Here is a 16,848-nt window from a genome sequence, read left to right on the forward strand (position 1 = left end):
ATGCACCAAGGTGAGTGGTTGGGGACGGTGCCTTCGTGCCCGGCATGGATAAAAGAGGGCGGGGCGATGCGGAGATTCGTGGTGAAGTTTAAATCTGGGGGGCCTGAGTTGTGGCGAACCGCGGTAATCGAAAAGGCCATTGTCAGGGCGCCGAATGTGCCCATGGCCATGTACGAATTTCATAAAAAATATTCCAATGCCACCTGCAAGATGACCGTTACCGAGGTGTACGAAGACAACTGAGCAGCCATTCTTGATAAATGGTGAAAAAGCAGGGATCTCCCTGCTTTTTTTTTGTCCGGCCCAATGGGATTTCCAATGGCTGGAGGTTCAGAAAGGCCGGGCAACACACGGTTCTGGTCGACGGCGTGAGGATTCACGGAGCCATTCGCGTTGTAACCGTGTCCGGATTGTGATTTCTGCCGTCAGCAAACAAGCCTTCCATTTGCTTCAAGGCCGGGAACTGGCCCCTGATCTTGATGCCGCCCTTCCTGGGAACCCCCCTTTCAACGCAGTCCATCGGCCCCGAATGCTCTTTGGGAAGCCATGGCGAATTTTCTGGCCGCGCTCCCTGCGTTTTTGGAATCAACAGCGGAAATGGTGGTGGGTATTTCTGTCCATTGATTTTGCGGCTTGGGCAGCATTGTAGCTCAAATGTCTTAGAATATCAGGAAAATTTGGTGGGTATTTTTACTTGCGGCAAATTGACACATCGGTTATGGTTGCTGATGTTGGGTATATTTATCCAAGACGATGGGTGAAAACCCCAGGCGAAAACGCAGCCCAAAAAAGGAGGTGGAATCTCAGGTGCTGGCAAGGCAGTAAGATGCAAACGATTTTTTCGTGAAAAAAAAGAGAATGAAATGAGGGGAAACACAATGAAAAAAGTTCTGCTTACAGTAACTGCCCTGGCATTGATGCTCGCATCCGCCCAGGCCGATGACAGGGACAAGCGTACCTATAAGTCAAGACGCACGTCAACCACCGCCACAACAACGGTGAGCTCCGAACCGGCGGCTGGCGGCGCGCTTACGGCCCACCAGTCCATTCAAGCCTATGACGGGCCATCCACCTGTATCGCCTGCCATCAGGCCGAGGCGCAGGAGATGCTGGACAGCCTGCACATGCAGTGGGCCGGTCCCACCCCGAAGCTGAGCAACACCAGCGGTGAGGACTTGGGCAAGGCGATCGGCGGCATCAACACCTTCTGCACCTATGCCATGTCCTCCAAGGGGGCCTGTTTCACCTGTCATGTGCGAGCCGACGGCAATGCCCCGCACCCCCCAAGCCTGACTGATGTTGACTGCCTGATGTGCCATCAGGATACTTACCAGCGCAAGTTCACCGCAGATCCCACCAACAGCGAGACGGTCACCAATGTTCTCGGCGAGACCAAGACCTATATTTTCGGACTGGTGGATGCGGCGGGGAACTACTTCACCGAGCCTGATTTTTCGGCAATGCCTGCCGGGACAACCATGGTTGATCTGGCCCGTACCGTGCATATGCCCACCAAACAATCCTGTCTGCGCTGTCATGCCAAGGCGGGCGGCGGTGATTGGACCAAGCGCGGCGACATGGGGCTCAACTCCGCCAATCCCACCGTTGATCAGGACGTGCATATGGCATCGGCCGGCGCCAATTTGAGTTGTACCTCCTGCCATGGCGGCACCGGCCATAAGATCGGCGGGCGCGGCATCGATCTGCGCCAGAGCGAAGCGGTTGATCCCAAATGCACCAACTGCCATAGCGCTGCGCCGCACGACAGCAGCACCCTGAACCGGCATGCCGCTGGTCAGGTTTCCTGCCAGGTCTGCCATATCCGTACCTTTGCCAAGGGCGGCGCCACCGAGATGTCCCGCGATTGGCGTGAACCGCACTGGAATCCCGCTTTCTGCTCAGGTCAGGGTGGATTCGTCGGCCATGAGGTCAAGGTGGCCAACGTGAAGCCGGAATACCGTTGGTTTGATGGCACCTCCTACGTCTATAATACCGGTGAGACCATCCAGGCCAACGCGGACGGCACCTATACCATGGCCAAGGCGAATGGCAATGCCTTTGACGGTAAATCGAAGATCGTGCCGATCAAGAATCACTGGACGGTTATGCCCCTGCTCGACAATGGCCAGATCGTGCCGCCCGCCATCATGTGGATGTTCATGACCGGCGATTTCGACCTGGCGGTGCAAAAAGGCATGGAGGATCAGGGATTGGTGGGCAACTACACCCTGGTTGAGGCCAATGCCGAGATGCTGATCACCCATGGGGTTGACCCCAAGAGCAAGGCGCCGCAATGCAGCGAGTGTCATACTTCCTCCGGGATCACCCCTGACGGGACAAAGATGCTCCCCTTTGCTCAGCTCGGCTACCATGTCTGGCCGGCCAAAGTCAAGAGCTGCACCCTGTGCCATTCTTCGGAGAGCGCATCCTTTGAGTCCATGCACAAGGAACATGCGGGGGGCGAGCAGGCGATGAAGTGCACCAGCTGCCACACCAGCGAGCCCATCGGTCTGGTGAAACCCCAGGGCGATCTCTGCAACGATTGCCACGGCAGCAAGTCCTGGCGGGGGGCAAGCAGTCATAAGAAGCATATTGAAAAGGGCTATGAGTGCTCAAAGTGCCATAGGTTTTAAGCAATAAGCACTGCGTTTGCTGAACAACAAAAAAAGGGATGCCGAACTCGGCGTCCCTTTTTTTGTTTGCCGGGCGGCAAAGAACATTGTCAGCCCTGCCGGCAGGGCCTGGCCGTCATTTCAGGGGGAGCAGGGTGGGGGCCGCAGCGAACCAGATTTTCATTTTCCCATGGCCCTTGCTCTCGCCGGCTGTTTTGTCTCCGGCGAAATAATAGAGAGGATGGCCCCGGAAGGTGGTCTGGTTTTTCCCGTCGTCCCGACGGATGACGCTGAAGTCGTCGGCGGACAGGCCTGCAGGAGGAACCAGCGGTTCGGCAAGAAAAACGGGCCACTTGTTCAGGCAGGCGCCGTCGCAGTGGCTTTCCTCCCGGCCGTCGTTTTTGAACCAGTAAAGGGTTCGCCCGTCCTGATCGGCAAGGTAATTGCCCACCGTCTGGTTGTTGCCGATTTTCAGCTCCATGGTAAAGCCAGGCGTTGCCACGCTGAGAACAACAACGCCTGCAAGAAGGGATTTTATCCATTTATACATTGTTCTCTCCTTGCGGTAAGCGATGCGGGTTGGTCCGGGTTCTTCTCCGGGCCGGACTTTGCCGTGCGGTTGCGTTCGGCGCGCAGCTCGTCATAAAGCTGGCATCGCCACTCTTCCCCTGCTTGGAAGTTCATGGCAAGATTGGCGAGGAGAGTTTGTCCGGGAGGAAGGTGATCCGCCGGGCACTCCCTGGAGAGGCCGGTGAGTACCTCCTCGTTGTATTCAAATGGATGCAGCCGGCAAACCAGCGGCCGCACCGCCTCGGGCAGCACACAGCCCGAATCCCGCAGGAACCAGCAGATGCCCGGGCGGGAGTGCTTCAGGACCCGTCGGCAACCATTGCCCCGCAGAGTATAGAGGTTCCAGTTGGGGTCATCTTCCTGATGCAGATATTCCGAAGAGTGCGGCGCCCTCAGTTCAAAGAAATCGCTTTGGCCGATATGGGCGGTGATGCGGTGCAGATCTCCAATGCTCAGAAGGATGTCGCGGGAAACACAACACGTCCTGCCCTGCTTGGCGCAAACAGCACATAAACGCATACTTTTTCCTCATGAATGATGTGTTTGCCATCCGGTCGCTCGGTGGGGGGCGTACGGCGATCCCAATGATTCCGAAAGGATTGGGAATCATTGGGTGGGGAGGGGCCCTGCAATGCGCCTTTGTGTAAGACACTCCGTCAGGTAAGGGGTGGTCCGTTGCCACACGATTGCTGCAACGACTGGTGAGATACAGATCTTATATCCCGAAGCCGGGATAGTTGTCAACGGCATCCCCAGGCAGGGAGGGACTCTTCCTTTGCGCTGTGCTCGGCAGGGTTGGAGTGTGAGGGGATGGGAAGCAAAAAAAAGCTCCTGCCGGAACTTCACCGGCAGGAGCTTGGAACGGCAATAACGCTTAGAGCTTAGAAGGGCTTCATGACCCATATGCCGCAGGGGCAGGTGTCTGCGCAGAAGCCACAGGCAATGCATTTCTCGTCGTCGGAGACGTAGCGGTAGGAGCCGTCGGGCAGCGTTTCCCGCGAGATCGCCTGGGTGGGGCAGATGGTCTCGCAGAGGTGGCAGTCGCGACAGGAGCCGCAGCTCATGCAGCGCTCCGCTTCCTCGGCGGCGGTGGCCGCCGGCCGGATCGGTTCGTAATGGGCAGGGGTCAGATCGCACTGGGAGACAACCGTTTTGGTGAAGGGTCTGTACTCTTCGCCCTTGAAAGAGGCGATCAGGGCATCCGCCGTGTTCTTGCCGGCGCCCAGGGCGTTGGTGGCGAGTCCCGGCCGCTCCACGTCGCCGATGGCGGAAACCTTCGGATCGCTTGTGCGTCCGGTGGCATCGCACTTGACCCAGCCCGCGCCGCCCACCGTTATCACTTCCACGGTTTCGGGCAGGAACTTGAGGGCCGGCACGTCGCCGATGGAGATGATCACGGTCTGGGCCGGAATGAGCTGGCCTGCCGCGTCGATCAGGCCTTCCTTGGTGACTTCTTTGGTCATGACCGGCCATTTGAACTTGGCGCCCAATGCTTCGGCCGCCGCCTTCTCCTTGCCAAAAGCCAGGGGCTTCTGGATATCCACCAGGGTGACCTCCTGGGCGCCGAGGCGATAGGCCTCGCAGGCCACGTCGCAGCCGACGTTGCCCGCGCCGATGATGACCACCTGCTTGCCGATTTTGGGCGGCTTGCTGCTCTTGGCCTCCTTGAGAAAGTCAAGGGCGGCCAGCACCCGTTCATGGCCTGGGAAGGGAATGATTCGCGGCTGATGGGTGCCCACCGCCACGATGACGTGGTCATATTTCTTCTTCAACTCGTTGAATTTTTCCGTGGTCATGGAAACCCCGAAGTTCACCTTGATCCCGGGCATGGAAAGAAATCGCTGGATTTCCTTGTCCCAGATCGCCCGAGGCAGGCGTTCCCATGGGATAACCTGGGCGAGTTTGCCGCCCAGCTGCTGGTCGCGTTCGAAGATGTGCGCCTCCACCCCGGCCTTGGCCAGCTGCCAGGCGGCATTCATGCCGGCCGGTCCGCCGCCGATGATGGCGACCTTCTTGCCCAGGGATTTCGCCGGTTTCGGCGGTTTGGCATCCCGGGCGGCGCGGCCGAGCATCTGGACGTCGATCTTTTCGTCCACCAGCTGGCGGGAGCAGTTCTGCATGCAGAGATTGGGGCAGATGTGGCCGCAAACCGACGCGGGCAGCGGCGTATACTCCATGAGCATTTCGTAGGCTTCCTTTTCCTTGCCTTCCCGCATCAGCCGCAGGCGGTCGATGGTGGGGATATGCACCGGGCAATAGTAGGCGCAGGGTGCCGCCTTGTCGCGGTTGGCCCAGAAGGGTTTTCGGCGCCTGAGATCGCCGGTTTCGATCATGCCGATGGGAGAACGGTCGAGACCCGGAGCAAGGTCGCGGATGGGATCGCCGCCGCCAAAGCCAGGATTCCAGATCTTGCGCTTGAACTCCGCCATGGGCATGGGGCCGGAAAACATCAGAGCCCGGTCCTGGGGAGGGATGGACTTGAGCATCATCCATTCGCTGCGCTTGGAAAGTTTCTTGAGCAGTCGGGGCCGGCCGATTTTTTTGAGGAAGGTGGGCATGCGGTCCATCAGCCATTGCCACTGTTCGTCGTCGGGGAGAACGGCCATGACGCTTTTTTGGTCATAGGAGCCGTCGGTCTTGCCGCGGTAATAGATCCAGCCGCCGACCATGCCGACGCAGGGTCGGTAGCCCAGGACGTTTTGCGGATTCTTCGGTTCGATGCCGCAGATGACGCCGATGCCGCCGCAGTTGAACTCGGCAAAGGTGTCGCCGGTGGAGCCCAGAACCCACAGCTCGGGCCGATTGTGCTCGGGGTTCCATTTGGTCATGGTGAGCCCGCGGGCGCCGATGGAGCCGCCGATGTAGACCTTGCCCTCGGCGGTGGCGTTGCAGACGCCGTTGGTGGCATCGCCCTTGACGGTGATTTCGGCGCCGATGTTGAGATAGCCGACGTCGTCGGAGGCGGGGCCGTTGCAGGTGATGGTGGTGCCGGGCATGCCCATGCAACCAAGGCGCTGGCCGCAGGGTCCGGTTATTTCGATATCCACGGGTTTGCCGCCGTTTTTAAGGCGGCCGCCGACATTGTGCTGACCGTAGGTTTCCAGTTTCAGCTTTCTTGATCTGGCAAAAGCGCCCTGGACCATCTCTTCGAAGATCTTGGAGCTGATGCGCTGGCCGTTTTCATCAAGCCCTTTTACAACAATTGCTTTGCTCACAGCTTGCTCCTTCTATGTTAACAGATATATCTGATATTCAACCGTTCAGCGACATCCTTGTCCTCGATGCCGATGGCGTCGGACATGCCGATGGGCAGGCTCTGGGAACGGCCCAGGGGCGCCATGATCTTTTTGATCTCGGTGCGGATGGACATGAAGGTGTCAACCACCCGCTGCGCGACCTGATCGGGATCGAGGCGGCGGTAGAGCTTGGGGTTCTGGCTGGTGATGCCCTTGGGGCAGAGACCGATGTTGCAGACGTTGCAACGATTGTTCTCGTTGCCCAGGCAGCCTGCGGCGGCCTGCATGATGTACTTGCCCATGTGTACGCCGCTGGCCCCAAGCATGACGAGGGCCATGCCGTTCTGGGTCACGTTGCCGTTCTTGCCGATACCGCCGGCGGCGAAGATCGGAATCTCGTTCTGCTTGCCCTGGGCGCAGAGGTCAAGATAGCATTCGCGCACGTTGGAGGCGATGGGATGCCCGGTGGCGTCCATGCTGATGTTGTAGGCGGCACCGGTGCCGCCGTCGATGCCGTCGATCAGCAGCGCGGAGGCATAGGGGTTGCGGACCAGATTGTTCAGAACCGACTTTGCCGAGGTGGAGCCGGAAATCTTCGGATACACCGGCACCCGGAAGTTCCAGGCCATGGACATGGTCTGGATCATCTTCATGACCGATTCTTCGATGGAGTAGAGGGTCTGGTGCACCGGCGGCGAGGGCAGGTCAACGCCTTCCGGTACGCCGCGCAACCGGGCAATGAGCTTGGAAACCTTGAACCACATCAGGAGCCCGCCGTCCCCGGGTTTGGCGCCCTGGCCGTACTTGATCTCGATGGCCGCCGGATCGCACTGCATCTCGGGGATGGCGCGGATGATCTCGTCCCAGCCGAAGTAACCGGAAGCGATCTGCAGGATGATGTATTTCAGGAAGGGGCTCTTCAGCACCCAGGGCGGGCAGCCGCCCTCGCCGGTGGCCATGACCACGGGAATGCCAAGAACCTCGTTGCAATAGGCAACGCCCTGGAGCAGGCCCAGCCACATGTTCGGAGAAAGGGCGCCAAAGCTCATGGAGCCGATGATAAAGGGGAAGATCTCCCGCACCGGCGGAATCCATTCTCCGGCCAGCTTCCGGCGGACATATTCTTCCGGCGGCAGGACGCGGCCGAGCAGGGTGTTGTAGTAGAACTCGTGCCGGCCGGCATCAAGGGCCGGATCGGTGAGCATGGAGATGCGGTCGAAAATGATCTGGTCGAGCAGGCTTGCGCCCGGCACGTTGCGGCGTCCGCCGCGCTTTGCCGGTTCGCCCCTCTGGGTGTCGAGAAAACGGAAGCGGTCGCGGACGGCGTTATGAACCGGATGGATCGCCTCATTGGGGCAGACCATGGCGCAGGAGCCGCAACCGATGCAGCGTTTGCTGATTTCGGTGGACTGGCGTATCCCGACAAAGGTCTTGTAGGAGCTGCCCCGCTCGCTGGAGGAAAGGATCAGCTTGGGCATGCGCTTGCGCATGTAGGTGAGCTTTAAGGTGCCAACCGGACAAACGGAGGCGCAGCGGCCGCATAAGGTGCAGCGCTCTTCGTTGTGCTCAATGATCCAGGGCAGATCGTTGGGGGTTAAGCTGCTTGGGGTATTGGAAATCGATCGAACTGAGACCATATCTGTAACTCCTGTCTGTCTGGAGGAATAATAACGGTATGCTCACGCATGGGCTGAAAATCCTTGGAACGATCCCGGTCGGGAATCATGGCATCCACCCCGCACATCTCGGAGGCAATGGCCCACTCGCCCGGCTTGCCGCCAACCGTGGCCGGCCGCATCTTTTTGGCATCCATGACCAGCATGCTGGTTTCATCGGGCAGGGTGCCGATCACCGCGTTGGGGCCATCGATGATCAGGCGGCGGCAGGCGTCCCGCAGACCGCGGAGAAACTCGCCCTGTGGGTGCTTGGCCAGTTCCTCGTTTTTGAGCGGAGTGATCACGTGCTTGTAAGCCTCCAGTGGCAGCTTGAGCTGCTTGGTCACGTAGTGGAGGATGTGGGCGAAAACCTCGGAGTCGGACTGGTAGCCGATGTAGCCTGGAAAGGAGCGGCCGGTGAGCCAGTCCTTGATGGGAATGAAGGCGGTGTTTTCGCCATTGGTCATGGTGGCGATGCCCTGGATGAAGAAAGGATGGCAGGCGTAGAGATTGATGCCGTAGTTGGTGTTCTGACGGCCCTGGGCCATGCAGATTCGGCTCTTGATCCGACCGGAGTCAAGACCCAAGGCGATACCGATGTCCAGCGGCCAGCCTACCTCCTTGATCATCGCCACCTCGGGCCAGAGGGAAAAAACGGTGAGGTCGTTGCCGTGCGCCTCACCATCCTTGCGGAGCGTGAGGCGGGTCAGCATCAGCTCATTCTCCACCTGTTCGGGGGAGAATTTCTTCCAGGTCGCCGGTTGCTTGTAGACGCGGAGAATATACTTGTGTCGATCCTTGGCCTCGATCAGGGATTTTATGACATCAAACTCATGGTCGTACTTCAGTTCGAAGCCGGCCGTATCCATGATAAGATTCAGGCGCGCCAGAGCCTCTTCCGAGTGGGCGATTCCGGAGAGAACCGGGTCGCCGGAATTGTATTTGTAATCCGCAAAGTTCAAGCCCCGCAGCAGCAGACCGAGGCCGCTGCCGTCATACCCTTCCTGCATGGCTTCCATTGACTGGAGGACCGAAAAAGGGGAGAATGGCTCACTTGCGGTTTTCATTGCTAACCGGCACATGTGATGCTCCTTCATTAATATTGATGCCGGCTGATCTCCAAGGCGCAAATCAGCCGGCATGGTACAGGGTTGAAAAACGAGCCAATGGCATTGCTATCTTCAAACGCTACAAAAGTGCAATTTAAAAATTTTGCATTTTTGTAATTTGTGTTTTTTGACCAAGTTGGGCGAACTTGGGAGCTTTTTAATACATCTGTTGGGATTGGTTGTCAAGAAAAGAGAGGGCGGCGGTGGAATAAAATGGCTGTTCCCTGTCTGGTGGGTATTTTATTGCAAATATGTAATGCGGTCTGGCCAGACAGGCTCAAAGGCATATTTTTTCATGCTTTTTTCTTGACAAAACCGAGCAATGGGTTATTACCGAACAAGTCTCCTTGGCCGCGGGCAGAGTGCTTGTGTGTCGTGCGGAGAGTGGAAAATAAGAGTGTATTTAATCCGTGGCCGGGCGGTGGGTTTTCCCCCGCTCGCTCCAGGCAAACGACATGGTATCCTTACTGACCTTCCCCAAGGGCGGTGTGCATCCGCCCGAGTCCAAGGGCATGACCGCGAACCTTCCCATCGAGGTGATGGCCGCCCCTGACGAACTTGAGATTATTCTCGGACAGCATATCGGCGCGCCCTGCACCCCAACGGTTGCACTCAAGGACGAGGTGAAGGAAGGCGATCGGATCGGCGAGGTGAAGAAAGGCCTCGGTGTGCCCATTCACGCCCCGGTTGCCGGCACCGTCAAGGCCTTCGGCACTTCCGGGCATCCCATGCGCGTCAGCGCGCCCACCATTACCATTCAGACCAACAGGGAAGTGGCCCCGGTACAGTATTCCCGGTGTGACTGGCACAATCTCGGCAGGGAAGAGCTCCTGGCCAAGGTGCACGACGCCGGCATCATCGGTATCGGCGGCGCCGGGTTCCCCTCCCATGTCAAGCTCAGTCCGCCGCCGGACAATCCGGTGGATACCCTGATCCTGAACGGCGCCGAGTGCGAGCCCTACATTACCGCGGACCATCGCCAGATGGTCGAGCACAGTCGCGAGATTGTCGAGGGCGCCAGGGTGATCCTCAAAATTCTCGGCATCAAGAAGTGCCGCATCGGCATTGAGAACAACAAGCCCGATGCCATCAAGACCATGAGCGAGGCGGCTTCAGCCGCTTCCTCCCCCCAGGGCGAGATCAAGGTTCAGCCCCTGCAGGTCAAGTATCCCCAGGGCTCGGAAAAGCAGCTCATCCAGTCCATCACCGGCCGCAAGGTGCCGGCCTTTGCCCTGCCCTCGGCGGTGGGGGTGGTGGTGCACAACGTGAGCACCACCAAGGCCATCCACGATGCGGTGGTGCTGGGCAAGCCCCTGTACGAAAAGGTGGTGACCATCGCAGGCAAGGGCATCAGGCGGCCCGCCAACCTGCTGGTCAAGGTCGGCACCAGGATAAGCGACATCGTCGAATATCTGGGCGGCGTCACCCCGGCCCTTTCCAAGATCGTCATGGGCGGGCCCATGATGGGCTTTGCCGTTTCCTCCCTGGATATTCCGGTCACCAAAACCACCTCCTCGGTCCTTTTTCTCGCCGAGGACGAGATCGACACCACTCCCCACTCCCAGTGCATCCGTTGCGGGTGGTGTCTGGAGGCATGCCCCATGGGTCTTGAGCCCAAGGAGGTCGCCATTTATGTTGAAGCCGGGCGTCCGCAGGATACGGGGCAGTTCGGAGTGTTCGAGTGCTTTGAATGCGGCTGTTGCGCCTATGTCTGCCCGGCCAAGCGGCCCCTGGTGCAGTTCATCCGTCTGGCCAAGATGAAGGCGAAACGGTAGAAGAAATACACGCAAGTGCGCAGGGACCGGGATCCACGCGGACCAGACACTCTGCGGCGCCCCCCTTTCCCGGCGTTCCATAACAGTTTTTAAGGAGAAGAGTCATCGAACAGCAAGCGCCAGATAACCGGTTGCCTGAAACAGCGCGGGGATTGTGGAAAGTTTCCGTTTCCCCCCATGTGAAAAGCAACGAGTCGGTTGAAAAAATCATGTGGACCGTGGTGGCCTGCCTGGTGCCGGCCCTGGTCGTATCGGTTTTCGTTTTCGGGATTCAGACCCTGATCATCACCGCAATCAGTGTGGCAAGCTGCGTGGCGGTTGAGGCCATGAGCCAGAAAGCGCTCGGCCGCAGGATATCCGTCAGGGACGGCAGCGCGGTGATCACCGGCATGCTGATCGCCTTTGTCATTCCCCCGGGCGTTCCCTATCTGCTCCCGGTCCTGGGCGCGGTGATGGCCATCTATGTCGGCAAGCACCTGCTGGGCGGCATCGGTTACAATATCTTCAACCCCGCTCTTCTGGCCCGCGCCTTTCTGCTGGCCACCTTCCCGGTGGCCATGACCTCTGCCTGGCTGCCGCCCCTTTCCGAGATGGCGATTTTCTCCCATCTCGGCTCCTCGGTCGATGCCGTCTCAACGGCTACGCCGCTGGCGGTGCTCAAGGAGCACGGCATGGCGGCCCTCACCCAGCAATTCGGCGCCGCTCCCAATCTCTATACCAATTTCTTTCTGGGCTGGCGGCCAGGTTCCATCGGCGAGACCTCCGGGCTCTGCATCGTACTGGGCGGGCTCTATCTCATGTATCGCGGCTATATCACCTGGCACATCCCGGTTTCCGTCCTCGCCACCATCGGCCTGCTTACCTGGCTGTTCGGCGGTGAAACCCTGCTCTCGGGCGACCCGCTCCTGGCCGTTCTTTCCGGCGGCGCTTTGCTCGGGGCCTTTTTCATGGCCAATGATTATGTGACCTGTCCCACCAACAAAACCTCGCAGCTCATCTACGGGGTCGGCATTGGCGCCCTTACCGTGCTCATCCGCCTGAAGGGCGGCTATCCGGAGGGCATCTGCTACGCCATCCTGCTCATGAATCCGGTGAGTCCGGTGCTGGACGGCTTCTTCAAGCCGAAACGATTTGCGCCGCCCATGGGAGGTGCAAAATGAAAACTATTCTCACCATCATTTTCCGCCTCACCGTTTCCTGTCTGCTGGCCGGCGCGGTCATGGGCGCTGCCTTTGTGATGACCAGCAAGGCAAAGAAGCACAACGAGCATGTCAAGGAGCAGAAGGTCATGCTCAACCTGCTCGGCTATTCGGAGAAGAATCCGGCCCCGGCTTCCCTCGGCATGCATGCGCTCTACCGCTATATCATCACCGAGGGCGAGGCCCTGAGCATGGGCTATCTGGTCCCCCTTGCCGATGAAGGGCGCGGCGGTTTCGCCTTTGTCGCCATTGATCTGGACGGCAATTTCCTCGCCCGGCATCCCGTGACCATTGCCGAGGAAGAGGCCCGGGAGGCCGACGCCCGCGAGCAGGCGATCCTGTCGGTCCTCGGCCCGGGCAGGACCATCCGCTATGCGGATCAGACCATCATCGTCACCGACGGCGAAAAACGGATGGCCTATCTGTTGCCCGGCAAGTTTCCCGGCTTCAAGACCTTTATCAAGGTCATGATGGCCGTGGACCCCGCTTATGGCATCCTGGGCCTGGAGATCATGGAACACGAGGAAGATCCCGGCCTGGGCGGCGAGATCGTCCAGGACTATTTCAAGAATCAGTTCAAGGGCAAGCCCTTTGATGCCATCAGGAAACTGGATGTGGTGAAAACTCCGCTGCCCGGCGATTACCTCCAGGCCCTTGAGGCTGGCAAGCGGGGCGGGCTGGGCGCGGAAGAAGTGGCAAAGATCCAGGAGCAGTATAAGGATAACGATATCTATGCCCTGACCGGCGCGACGATTTCCAGCCGCTCGGTCACCAGCGGCGTCAAGGGCATGGTCAGGAAATTCGCCTATCGCATCGCGATTCTTGACCGGGTTCTTGCGGAGCAGCATATTGCCGTGCCCTTTTAAAAGGGGGCCGTGGCCCGCCCACTCATTTCGGAGAAGATATTGTGGCAACCGATAAATCGAACATGCAACTGGTGGTAAACGGGATCCTGAACGAGAACCCCATTTTCCGTCTTGTCCTTTCCATGTGCCCCGCAGTGGGCATCAGCACCACGGTGATGAACGGCTTCATGCTTGGGGTGGCCGTGCTCTTTGTCCAGGTTTTCTCCAGCTGCACCATCGCCCTGTTCAAGAACAAGATCCACCCCCGCATCAGGATTCCGACCTACACCCTGACCATCGCCACCTGGGTCACGGTCATCGATCTGGTCCTTGCCGCCTACCTGCCCGAGGCCTATGCCAGAATGGGCATCTTCATCAAGCTGATCGTGGCCTTTGCCATCATCACCATGCGCCTTGAGATGTTCGCCTGCAAGGAGAGCGTGAATGCCTCTTTCTGGGACGGCATCGGCATGGGTCTGGGTTTCATGTTCGGCATGATGGCCCTGGGCCTTGTCCGGGAACTGCTGGGCCTGGGCACCATCCTCGGCTATGATGTGCTCGGCTTCAAGCCGCTCCTCTTCTTTGTCCTGCCCTTTGCCGGCTTTTTCTGTGTGGGCCTGATGATGGCCTTTTTTAACTATATCGAAATCGTTTACAAACGCGCGAAACGGGCCTGAGCCATGAAGAATCCCGCCATGTTCAGAAAATTACTGCTTTCCCTTGTCGCCCTTCTTCTTCTGCCGGTTCTGGCCCAGGCGGAAGGGCTCGTCGCCGGGAAGAGCTTCGGCAAAGCCAATGAGATCGTGGTGACTTTTGCCGCGGCCATGGATGCGGCAACGGTCACCAATCCAGCCAATTACGTGGTTTACGAGGAGCAGGATCCTGATATCCGGCTGCCGCTGACGAATGTTGCCCTGGCCGCGGACGGCAAAACCGCGATCCTGACCTTTGCCGAGCCCCTGAACAGCACACAGGCCCACGTCGTCTCCATCGCCAACCTGACGCAGGCGGGCAAGGCGGCAGAGAGCTTCCGGGTGATGAAGTCCTACCTGGGCTATCTGCTTTCCATCTTGGTCAGCGCGCTTCTGATCAACAACTTCGTTTTCACCAAATATCTCGGCCTCTGCGTGTTCTTCGGCACCTCGAAACGCAAGGATACGGCCAAGGGCATGGGGCTGACCTTCACCATTGTCATGGTGGTCTCCGCCATCATGAGCTGGTTTTTTTATCAGTTCGTCATGAAGCCTTACGGTCTCAATTTCCTGCAGATTGTCATCTTCATCGGACTGGTTTCCCTCACCGTGCAGGCGGTGGATACCATCCTGCGCAAGGTGAACCCTGCCCTGTTCAACGCCTTTGGTGTCTATCTGGTGCTGGTCATCGCCAACTGCGTGATCATCGCGGTGCCTTTGATCCTGGCGGATAACGAGTACAACTTCTTCGAATCGTTCATGCTTGCCCTGGGCGCCGGCGGCGGCTTTCTCCTGGCCCTTTATCTCATGAGTTCGGTCCGGGAACGGATGGAACTCGCCAAGATTCCGCCGACCTTTAAAGGCGTGCCCATTGCCTTTATCGTGGCCGGGCAGTTCGCTTTGGCTTTTCTAGGCTTTTCCGGGCTGAATATTTTTTAGGAGCCGTTGGAAAATTTGAACGCAATGGCGCAAAGTCGCAAAGTTTGAGCCGTGTTATTAACGGCGAGCCCTTATTGGGGAGGTTATCTTCCCGCCTCTGCGTTTTTGCGTTGGATTTTTTCAGTTATTCCCTTGTTTATGGGAGAGGTAGGAAATGGATCCACAATTGATCAAACTCGCCTTGGGCGGCATTGCCCTGCTCGGCTGCATCGGCCTGTTTTTCGGAATCGGCCTGGCCCTGGCGGCACATAAATTCGCCGTGGAGGCCAACCCCAAAATCGAGGCGGTCCTGCATGTGCTGGCCGGCGCCCAGTGCGGCGGCTGCGGGTATCCGGGCTGCGAGGGCTATGCCATCGCGGTGGTCAACGATCCGGAGGTGGCGCCAAATCTCTGCTATCCGGGCAAGGAGGCGGTGGCCGCCAAGGTGGCGGAGATCACCGGCAAGAAGATGGCGGCCGTGGAGGACATGGTCGCCCTGGTCCGTTGTTCGCGGCTTGAGGGGCGGGTCAGCCACAAGCACGAGTATATCGGTTTTGCCTCCTGTACCGCCGCCAATCTCGGCTTCGGCGGACCGTCCGCCTGTCAGTATTCCTGCATCGGTCTTGGCGAATGCGCGGAAAGCTGCCCCTTTGACGCCATCACCATGGTTGACGGCTTCCCGCTGGTCAATCCTGATAAGTGCGTCGGCTGCGGCACCTGCGTGCGTACCTGTCCCAAGCGGGTGATCGAGCTGATGACCCTGAAGGCCAGGGTGCATGTGCCCTGCAGCACCAAGGATCTCGGCAAGAACGTGCGCAAGGTTTGCGAGGTGGGCTGTATTTCCTGTCAGATGTGCGTCAAGAAATGCCCTGCCGAAGCCATTGCCCATACCGAGGGGCTGATCAGGATCGATCACCCGAAATGCATCGCCTACGGGCCGGAGTGCCAGGAGGTATGCGTGGAGAAGTGCCCCAGGAAGATCATGAGAAGATATGATGGCAGAGCGGTGGTGGCCAGGCAGGCGGCAGGCCTGAAGATGGCTTCCTAACCCCCTCGCTTCAGTTTTATCCCCGCGGAGAGGAAAATGATGAACAGAAATACGGCATACCAGTGTGATGTAAAGAGAAGATCCTTTCTGAAGCTCTCCGGCCTGCTCGGTCTTGGCGCGGCAGGCGCGGCCCTGCTGCCGGTGTCGAAGGCAGAGGCGGTTCTTTTCGGCAACAAGGAGTATAAAGTTTCGACCACCAGGCTGGCCATGGGTACCTTCGTTGCCATGACCGCCATCCACGCCTCCCGCGATGAGGCGGAAAACGCCATTGGTCTGGCCTTTGAGGAGATCGAGCGGCTGAGCAGGCTCTTGAGCCGGTATGATTCCGGTTCCGCCGTGTCGCACTTGAACGACACCGGCGCGCTTGCCCGCGGCGAGGTGGAGGTTCTCGAACTGGTTGCCCGTTCCCTTTTCTACCACCGCCAGACTCAAGGCGCCTTCGACATAACGGTCAAGCCTCTGATCGATCTCTACAAGGAACGTTTTGCCTCGGGTGGCAAGCCTTCCGAGGCGGAGATCGCGGCGCTGCTGCCCCTGATCGGTTCCGAGCATCTCCGTTTCGCCGAAGGCAACATTTCCTTTACCCGAAAAAACATGGGCATCACCCTGGACGGTATAGCCAAGGGCTATATCGTCGACCGGGCCTCCGAGATTCTGAGCAGGAACGGGGTGGTGAATCATCTGATCAATGCCGGCGGCGATATCCGCACCAGCGGGCTGGCCGCCAAGGGTAAGGCCTGGACCGTGGCCATCCAGGATCCCGCCAAGAAGAAGGTCTATCCGGATGTGGTGAAAATGAATAACGGCGCCATCGCCACCTCGGGCGACTATGAAATTTACTATGACCGGGAGAAGATGTTCCACCACATCGTGGACAGCCGCACCGGTCATTCCCCTGTTCTCTCCACCAGCGTCACGGTTAAGGCGGCAACGGTCATGGATGCCGATGCCCTTGCCACCAGCCTTTGCGTCATGGTGCCGGACGCGGGCATTGCCCTTATCAATGCGCAACCCGGCCTGGAATGCTTCCTGATCGGACACGACGGCAAGACCAGGCATTCGGCCGGCTGGCATTCGGCCGCCTGACCATTCCTTTTTTGCGCAATGAAAAATCCCGTCGGCTCTTCGGGCCCGGCGGGATTTTTTTCCCTCGGTCAGGGAAATATCATTTCAAGGCCAAAGAAGGCTT

14 protein-coding genes are annotated in these 16,848 nt (G+C 58.8%); 9 read left to right on the forward strand and 5 right to left on the reverse strand.

All coding sequences use genetic code 11. The annotated features are described in order from the left end of the window. The first annotated feature begins 81 nt into the window (after positions 1-81). On the forward strand, positions 82-243 hold the full coding sequence (locus tag ACUUL3_RS01090) for a hypothetical protein (protein ID WP_448553770.1): 162 nt from the start codon (positions 82-84) through the stop codon (positions 241-243). A 635-nt stretch (positions 244-878) separates the two neighbouring features. After that, positions 879-2,633: a cytochrome c3 family protein gene (locus tag ACUUL3_RS01095; protein WP_448553772.1), complete on the forward strand. Its 1,755-nt coding sequence runs from the start codon at positions 879-881 to the stop codon at positions 2,631-2,633. Positions 2,634-2,748: 115 nt separating this feature from the next. Here ACUUL3_RS01095 and ACUUL3_RS01100 read toward each other — a convergent pair whose 3' ends face one another. From ACUUL3_RS01100 to ACUUL3_RS01120, 5 genes are all read right to left on the reverse strand, one after another. After that, positions 2,749-3,162, reverse strand: a complete 414-nt coding sequence (locus tag ACUUL3_RS01100) for a COG4315 family predicted lipoprotein (protein WP_448553774.1) — start codon at positions 3,160-3,162, stop codon at positions 2,749-2,751. Next, a complete protein-coding gene (locus ACUUL3_RS01105; RefSeq protein ID WP_448553776.1) occupies positions 3,147-3,701 on the reverse strand; it encodes a YkgJ family cysteine cluster protein in 555 nt (184 codons plus the stop codon). Before ACUUL3_RS01105 ends, ACUUL3_RS01100 begins: the two co-directional genes overlap by 16 nt. A gap of 362 nt (positions 3,702-4,063) precedes the next feature. Next, positions 4,064-6,397, reverse strand: coding sequence for an FAD-dependent oxidoreductase (locus tag ACUUL3_RS01110; protein WP_448553777.1), 2,334 nt, complete (start codon positions 6,395-6,397; stop codon positions 4,064-4,066). A gap of 17 nt (positions 6,398-6,414) precedes the next feature. Further along, positions 6,415-8,055, reverse strand: a complete 1,641-nt coding sequence (locus ACUUL3_RS01115) for a glutamate synthase-related protein (protein WP_448553779.1) — start codon at positions 8,053-8,055, stop codon at positions 6,415-6,417. Further along, positions 8,013-9,155, reverse strand: coding sequence for a glutamate synthase (locus tag ACUUL3_RS01120; protein WP_448553781.1), 1,143 nt, complete (start codon positions 9,153-9,155; stop codon positions 8,013-8,015). The genes ACUUL3_RS01115 and ACUUL3_RS01120 overlap by 43 nt, the downstream gene beginning before the upstream one ends. 482 nt (positions 9,156-9,637) lie before the next feature. Between ACUUL3_RS01120 and rsxC the strand changes: the two genes are divergently transcribed. The 7 genes from rsxC (at position 9,638) to ACUUL3_RS01155 (ending at position 16,745) form a co-directional block, all read left to right on the forward strand. After that, complete coding sequence (gene rsxC, locus ACUUL3_RS01125; RefSeq protein WP_448553782.1) at positions 9,638-10,957, forward strand: electron transport complex subunit RsxC; 1,320 nt, start codon at positions 9,638-9,640, stop codon at positions 10,955-10,957. Between the two features lie 152 nt (positions 10,958-11,109). Beyond that, the gene (locus ACUUL3_RS01130) at positions 11,110-12,117 is read left to right on the forward strand and encodes an RnfABCDGE type electron transport complex subunit D (RefSeq protein WP_448553783.1); all 1,008 of its coding nucleotides are present in this window, start codon (positions 11,110-11,112) and stop codon (positions 12,115-12,117) included. Beyond that, positions 12,114-13,022 carry an FMN-binding protein gene (locus ACUUL3_RS01135; RefSeq protein WP_448553784.1) on the forward strand — a complete coding sequence of 303 codons (909 nt, stop codon included), beginning with the start codon at positions 12,114-12,116 and terminating at the stop codon, positions 13,020-13,022. Before ACUUL3_RS01130 ends, ACUUL3_RS01135 begins: the two co-directional genes overlap by 4 nt. A 41-nt stretch (positions 13,023-13,063) precedes the next feature. After that, a complete protein-coding gene (gene rsxE / locus ACUUL3_RS01140; protein ID WP_448553785.1) occupies positions 13,064-13,678 on the forward strand; it encodes an electron transport complex subunit RsxE in 615 nt (204 codons plus the stop codon). An 18-nt stretch (positions 13,679-13,696) separates the two neighbouring features. Next, positions 13,697-14,632: an electron transport complex protein RnfA gene (locus ACUUL3_RS01145; protein ID WP_448553787.1), complete on the forward strand. Its 936-nt coding sequence runs from the start codon at positions 13,697-13,699 to the stop codon at positions 14,630-14,632. Between the two features lie 154 nt (positions 14,633-14,786). Then, positions 14,787-15,659 carry an RnfABCDGE type electron transport complex subunit B gene (gene rnfB, locus ACUUL3_RS01150; RefSeq protein ID WP_448553789.1) on the forward strand — a complete coding sequence of 291 codons (873 nt, stop codon included), beginning with the start codon at positions 14,787-14,789 and terminating at the stop codon, positions 15,657-15,659. Positions 15,660-15,695: 36 nt separating this feature from the next. Further along, positions 15,696-16,745, forward strand: coding sequence for an FAD:protein FMN transferase (locus ACUUL3_RS01155; RefSeq protein WP_448553791.1), 1,050 nt, complete (start codon positions 15,696-15,698; stop codon positions 16,743-16,745). Positions 16,746-16,848 lie beyond the last annotated feature (103 nt).

It is taken from the genome of Thiovibrio sp. JS02 (genome assembly GCF_053485635.1).

Bases quoted from the DNA above. Each gene is read 5' to 3' on its own strand.
- ACUUL3_RS01095 (WP_448553772.1), top strand. From the start codon at position 879: ATGAAAAAAGTTCTGCTTACAGTAACTGCCCTGGCATTGATGCTCGCA.
- ACUUL3_RS01100 (WP_448553774.1), bottom strand. From the start codon at position 3,162: ATGTATAAATGGATAAAATCCCTTCTTGCAGGCGTTGTTGTTCTCAGC.
- ACUUL3_RS01105 (WP_448553776.1), bottom strand. From the start codon at position 3,701: ATGCGTTTATGTGCTGTTTGCGCCAAGCAGGGCAGGACGTGTTGTGTT.
- ACUUL3_RS01115 (WP_448553779.1), bottom strand. From the start codon at position 8,055: ATGGTCTCAGTTCGATCGATTTCCAATACCCCAAGCAGCTTAACCCCC.
- ACUUL3_RS01120 (WP_448553781.1), bottom strand. From the start codon at position 9,155: ATGTGCCGGTTAGCAATGAAAACCGCAAGTGAGCCATTCTCCCCTTTT.
- rsxC (WP_448553782.1), top strand. From the start codon at position 9,638: ATGGTATCCTTACTGACCTTCCCCAAGGGCGGTGTGCATCCGCCCGAG.
- ACUUL3_RS01135 (WP_448553784.1), top strand. From the start codon at position 12,114: ATGAAAACTATTCTCACCATCATTTTCCGCCTCACCGTTTCCTGTCTG.
- ACUUL3_RS01145 (WP_448553787.1), top strand. From the start codon at position 13,697: ATGTTCAGAAAATTACTGCTTTCCCTTGTCGCCCTTCTTCTTCTGCCG.
- rnfB (WP_448553789.1), top strand. From the start codon at position 14,787: ATGGATCCACAATTGATCAAACTCGCCTTGGGCGGCATTGCCCTGCTC.
- ACUUL3_RS01155 (WP_448553791.1), top strand. From the start codon at position 15,696: ATGATGAACAGAAATACGGCATACCAGTGTGATGTAAAGAGAAGATCC.